Origin of the sequence: Streptomyces sindenensis (assembly GCF_014649035.1) — a bacterium.
GTDB classification, from domain to species: domain Bacteria; phylum Actinomycetota; class Actinomycetes; order Streptomycetales; family Streptomycetaceae; genus Streptomyces; species Streptomyces sindenensis.
In genome coordinates this window covers 1-6,198 of sequence record NZ_BMSG01000067.1, presented here as the reverse complement: position 1 = coordinate 6,198, position 6,198 = coordinate 1, and the positions used below count along the sequence as shown (strand labels likewise).

General features: G+C 72.0%; 2 protein-coding genes. Both read right to left on the bottom strand.

What is annotated here, in order from left to right; genetic code table 11:
* On the bottom strand, positions 1 to 2,104 hold a 2,104-nt coding region (locus IE145_RS32975; RefSeq protein WP_189529097.1), incomplete at its 3' end, for a condensation domain-containing protein.
* Positions 2,101 to 6,198: non-ribosomal peptide synthetase (locus IE145_RS32970; RefSeq protein ID WP_189529096.1), on the bottom strand; the 4,098-nt coding region annotated here is incomplete at its 5' end. The genes IE145_RS32975 and IE145_RS32970, both read right to left, overlap by 4 nt.

Below are 6,198 nucleotides of genomic sequence, written 5' to 3'. Positions count from 1 at the left end.
TCGCCTGCATCACCGACGCACCACTCGCACGCACCAACCCGGCCAAAGCCACCGGATCACGCACCACATCACGCTCGGCAACCACCACCGCCGCACCCGAAATCAACGGCATATACAACTCAAGCACCGCAATATCGAACGCGACCGTCGTAACAGCCACCAACCGGTCACCCGGCCCCGGAGCAAACCGCTCCCCCACAGCACACAGGAAATTGGTCACCGCACCACGCGGAACCACCACCCCCTTGGGCCGACCCGTCGAACCCGACGTATAAATCACATACGCCGCATGAGCCGGATCACTCACCGGCAACACCACCGGACGCGCCCCCGCCACCGCCCCCACCGTCGCCGGATCATCAAGAACCACAACCCGCGGACCACCCGACCCGAACAACCCCGCAGTCTCACCCGTGACCAACGCCAGAGCCGGACACGCATCCCCAACCATGTAAGCCACACGCTCAGCCGGATACTCCGGATCCAACGGCAAATACGCCGCACCCGTCCTCAGCACCGCAAGCAACGCCACCACAAGATCCACACCCCGCGGCAACGCCACCGCGACAAACCGCTCCGGCCCCGCACCCAACTCCGCCAGATAAAACGCCAACCCCCGCACCCGCGCATCCAACTCACCGTAGCTCAGCCCGGTGACCCCGTCGTCGGTCACGGCGAGGGCGTCGGGCGCCTGCGTGACGCGGGCGTCGAACAGCTCCAGGAAGTCGGTGGCGGGCAGTCGGCGGGCGGTGTCGTTCCACCGGGTGAGGACCTGCTCGCGGTCGGCGGGGGCGAGAATGTCCACCGCGCGTACCGGCGTTTGCGGAGTGTCCGCCACAGCGGCCAGGACGCGTTCCAGCTGCCGGGTCAGCGACCGGGCGGTCGCGTCGTCGATCAGATCGGGGCGGTAACCGACGCGCAGGGTGAGGTTCTCGCCCGGCATGACCATCAGGGTGAGCGGGTAGTGCGTGGAGTCCTCACCCTGGAACGAGGAGACGTTCAGCGCATTGCCCTGGTCCTCCTCGGACGCCCCGGTGGAGACCGGGAAGTTCTCGAAGATGACGAGGGTGTCGAACAGCTCGGGCAGTCCGGTGAGGCCCTGAACGGCGGACAGGCTCAGGTGCTGGTGGCCGATGAGCCCCGACTGCTGCTCCTGCAGGCGGTTGAGCATGCCCGACAGCGGCTCGTCGGCGTCCATCGTCACGCGCACCGGCAGGGTGTTGATGAACAGGCCGACCATGGACTCGATGCCCGGCACCTCCGGCGGGCGGCCGGCCACGGTCGCCCCGAAGACCACGTCCTGACGCCCGGTCAGCCGGCCCAGCAGGACCGCCCAGGCGCCCTGGACCAGGGTGTTCAGCGTCAGCCCGGAGGACTGGGCACGCTCCCGCAGACGTCTGGCGAGGGCGTCCGGCACGGTGACCCGCAGCTGCCGGGGTGCAACGGCCTCCCGGCTCGGGTCGGACGGCACCAGCAGGGTCGGCTCGGTGAGCCCGGCCAGCACCTCGCGCCAGGCGTGCTCGGCCGCGGTGCGGTCCTGGGCTTCCAGCCAGTCGTAGTATCGGCGCGGCGGGGTGACCGCCGGGAGGCCGGCCGGGTCGCCGCCCGTGCGGTACAGCTCCAGCAGCTCGCCCACGACCAGTGGCATCGACCAGCCGTCGAGCAGCATGTGGTGGTTGCTGAACAGCAGCCGGTGCTCGCCGCCTCCGAGATCGATCAGCGCGAAGCGCAGCAGCGGCGCCTTGGCGAGGTCGAAGCGGCGGAAGCGGTCCGCGGCGATCAGACGGTCGAGCTCGGCCTGCCGGTCCAGCTCGTCCAGCCCCGACAGGTCCAGCCGGCTGAAGGGCACCGTTACCTGGCGGTGGATGATCTGGATGGCCTCGCCGTTCTTGCGCCGGCGGAAGCTCGCGCGGAGGTTGGCGTGCCGCTGCACCAGGGCCTGGGCGGCCGCCCGCAGCCGGTCCGCGTCGACCGGCCCGGTCAGGTGGAATACGAACTGCACGGTGTAGACGTCCAGTTCGTTCTCGTCGAATTGGGCATGGAAGTGCATGCCTTCCTGCAACGGCGAAAGCGGGAGGATGTCCTCCAGTCGTGAACGACTCACTTGCGGGTACCCCATTCGCGGTTCAGGTCGTCGTCGAGCTCATCGGCGAGCTCGTCTTCCAGTGCGTCGATCTCGTCCTGGTCCAGCGAGCTGACCCCTAGGTCGGACGGGGTGAGACCGCCCGCGCCCGGCCCTTCTGCGTGCATGGCCAGCCCGGTCAGAGCGCGGAACCAGCTCTCTGCCAGGTCGGCCACCGCTTCCCGCTCGAACAGCGCCTGCGGCCACTGCCAGATGGCGGTCAGCCGGGGCCCTTCGGGGTGGTTCTCGGTGGTGGCGCTCAGCTCCAGGGCGTGGGCGACGGGCATCCGTGGGTCGTCTCCCCCGTAGGCGCCGCCCTCGGGGGCCGGAGCCCAGTCGGCCAGCTCCTGCGAGGCTCCCGTGTCGAAGCGGCCGAGGTAGTTGAAGCCGATCTGCGGGGCGGGGAAGGACCCGAGGGCCTTCGCCGTGACCGGGTTGAGGTGGCGCAGCAGGCCGTAGCCGATGCCGTGGTCCGGAATCGCCCGCAGCTGCTCCTTGACCGCCTTCAGGGCCCGGCCGGCGGCCTGGCCGCCCGCCCGGACCTCCTGGTGGTCGACCGGACCGGGGTCGAGGTGCACCGGGTAGAGGCTGGTGAACCAGCCGACCGTACGGGACAGGTCCACGCCGGCCAGGAACTCCTCGCGGCCGTGACCCTCCAGGTCGAGCAGGAGGGAGCTGCTCCGCTCTCCGGTGGTGCGGCGGCGCCAGTCGGACACGGCGAGCGCGAGACCGGTGAGCAGTACGTCGTTGACGCCGGCGTGGAACGCGGCGGGAACGGTGGTGAGCAGTGCCTCCGTGGTGGCGGCCGGCAGGGTCAGGCTGTACGAGGTGACCGTGTCGGCCAGGTCGCGCTCCCGGTCCACCGGTGAGCTGCCGATCAGCGGGTCCGGGTGGTCCAGCCGACGCTGCCAGGCAGCGAGCTCGGCGGTGCGCTCCGGTGCCGCGGCGGCCTCCTTGAGCCGCTGGGCCCACCGGCGCAGCGAGGTGCCCACCGGCATCAGCTGGGGGGTCCGGCCGGCCGCCACGGCGTGCCAGACGGCGGCCAGATCGGACTGGAGGATGCGCCAGGAGACGCCGTCGACGGCCAGGTGGTGGACGGCCAGGAACAACCGGCCGCGGCGCGCCGGCCCGGCGTCGTACCAGACCACCTGGGCCATGACGCCGGCGTCGGGGTCGAGCCGCGCCCAGGCCTGTTCGCCCTCGGCGGCCATGGTGTCGCGCAGCCGCTCGTCGTCGTGTCCGGAGACATCGATCCGCCGGATCAGGTCGTCGGCGACGACCTTGCCCCGCGGTAGGACCTCCAGGCTCCACTCCTCCTCGTGCCGGGACAGCCGCAGCCGCAGGGCGTCGTGGTGGTCCAGCAGCGCCTGGATCGTGGCGGCGAGCCGCTCGGCGGTCAGCTCGGCGGGCGTCTGCAGCAGCAGGGACTGGTTGAACCGGTCGATGGCACCGCCGCGTTCACGGAGCCAGTGGACGATCGGGGTGAGCGGCAGTTCTCCGATCCCCGCCAGCGGATCCTCGCGCTCGGTGTCGTCGAGGGGCTTCGCGGCGGCGGCGAGCGCGGCGACCGTACGCAGCTGGAACACGTCCTTGGGCGCGAAGACCAGGCCGCGTTCGCGGGCCCGCGACACCAGCTGGATCGAGGTGATGCTGTCCCCGCCGAGGTCGAAGAAGCTCTGGTCGGCGGCGACCTCCGGCAGGCCCAGCAGGTTGGCGACGAGCGAGCACAGCACGTGCTCGGCGGCCGTGCCCGGCTTCCGGGCACTGGCGGTCTCCGGCACGGCGGGCGCGGGCAGCGCCGCGCGGTCGAGCTTGCCGTTGTCGGTCAGGGGCAGCGCGTCGAGGGTGACGAACGCCGACGGGACCATGTAGTCGGGCAGTTCGGCCGCCAGGGCCTGACGGACCTCGTCCTGGTCCGCCGCCGCCCCGCGGGCCGGCACCAGATAGGCAACCAACCGCTTGCTGCCCGGCAGGTCCTCGCGCACGACGACGGCGGTCGCCCCCACGGACGGGCGGCGCAGCAGCGCGTCCTCGATCTCGCCCAGCTCGATCCGGAAGCCGCGCACCTTGACCTGGTCGTCGGCACGGCCGAGGAACTCCAGTCGGCCGGCGTCCCGGTGGCGAACGGTGTCGCCCGTGCGGTACATCCGCGTGCCGGGCGGTCCGTACGGGTCGGCGAGGAAGGCTGCTGCCGTGTCGTCCGGTCGGCCGAAGTAGCCGCGGGCCAGCCCCGCGCCGCTGATGTAGAGCTCGCCGGGCACGCCGGCCGGCACCGGCTGGAGCCGCTCGTCCAGGACGTAGGTCCGCATGCCGTCCATCGCCCGGCCGATCGGCATGACGGCCGGCACCGCGTCGGGACGGTCCACGGAGTGGCTGGTCGCGAAGGTGGTGGTCTCGGTCGGGCCGTACGCGTCGGTGACGATCAGTCCGGGGCAGTGCTCCAGGACCCTGCGGACCGCCCGGGCCGGTACGACGTCTCCACCGGCCCACACCTCCGCGACCCCGGCCAGAGCCGCCGGGTGGTCCTCGGCCAGCAGCCGGAAGAGGCCGGCGGTCAGGAACAGGCCGGTCACGCCGCGGTCGGCGACCAGCTCGCCGAGCCGGGTCAGGTCCAGCTGCCCGGGCGGGGCGATGACGACCTCGCCGCCGTTGAGGAGCGGCACCCAGATCTCGTACGTCGTGGCGTCGAAGGCGTACGGGGAGTGCAGCAGCACGCGCTGGTGCGCTCCGCTCTGCCACCGGTGGTCCGCGGCGAAGGCGAGCACGTCCGCCTGCGTGACGGCGACGCCCTTGGGGCGGCCGGTCGAGCCGGAGGTGAACATGATGTACGCGAGCTGTTCGGGCCGGACAGCGACGCCGGGACCAGCGGAGGATCCGTCCGCGAGCACGGCGTCGAGGTCGGCCGTGATCACCGCGGTGCCCTCGGGCAGTTCGGGCACCTCGGCCGCACTGTCGGTGAGGAGCACCGCCGCTGCGGTCTCCACGATGGTGCGGTGCAGGCGGGTGCCCGGGCTGCGGGCGTCGAGCGGTACGTAGACCCCGCCGGCCTTGAGGACCGCGAGGGTGGCGACGAGCAGGTGCTCGGAGCGGTCCATGAGGACGGCGACGGTGGACTCGGCGCGGACCCCCGCGCGGCTCAGACGGTGCGCGAGCCGGTTGGCGCGGGCGTCGAGCTCACGGTAGGTGAGACTTCCGCCCCCGTCGGTGCTGACCGCGATCGCGTCCGGCGTGCGGGCCACCTGCTCGGCGAAGCGGGCAGCGATGGACGGGGCGGAGTGCCTGGTCCCGTGATCGGTGCCGGTGCTCGGGTCGCCGAGCAGCAGCGCGCGCTCGTCGGCGGCCAGCAGGTCGATCTCGCGGACCCGCCGGCCGGGGTCGGCTGCGACGGCGACCAGCAGGCGTTTCAGCCGGGCGGCGAAGGACGCGACCGTGGCGGCGTCGAAGAGGTCGGCGCTGTACTCGATGCCGCCCTCGATGCCGACGGGCACGCCCTCGGTGGTGTGCCGCTCCTTGAGGCCGAACATCAGGTCGAACTTGGCGATGTCCAGGCCGACCGGGTGGGGCTCGACGGTGACGCCCGGCAGGTCGACGGCGGCGTCGGCTGTGTTCTCCAGGGTCAGCATGACCTGGAACAGGGGGTGCAGGGACAACGCCCGCTCGGGGCCGAGGGTGTCGACGAGCCGTTCGAAGGGCAGGTCCTGGTGCGCGTACGCGTCCAGATCCGTGTCCTTGACCCGTCGCAGCACCTCGGTGAAGGCAGGGTCGCCGGAGACGTCGGTGCGCAGCACCAGGGTGTTGATGAAGAAGCCGACCAGTTCGTCGAGCGCGTCGTCGGTCCGGCCCGCGACGGCGGTGCCCACCGGGATGTCGTCACCCGCTCCGAGCCGGGACAGCAACGTCGCCACCGCCGCGTGGAGCACCATGAAGAGGCTCGCCCCCTGCTCCCTGGCGAGTTCGGCCAGGGAGCGGTGGAGCTCGGCGTCGAGCTGGAAGGGGACGGTGTCCCCGCGGTGGCTGGCCACGGCGGGGCGGGGCCGGTCGGTGGGCAGTACCAGTTCCGCGGGGAGATCCGCCAA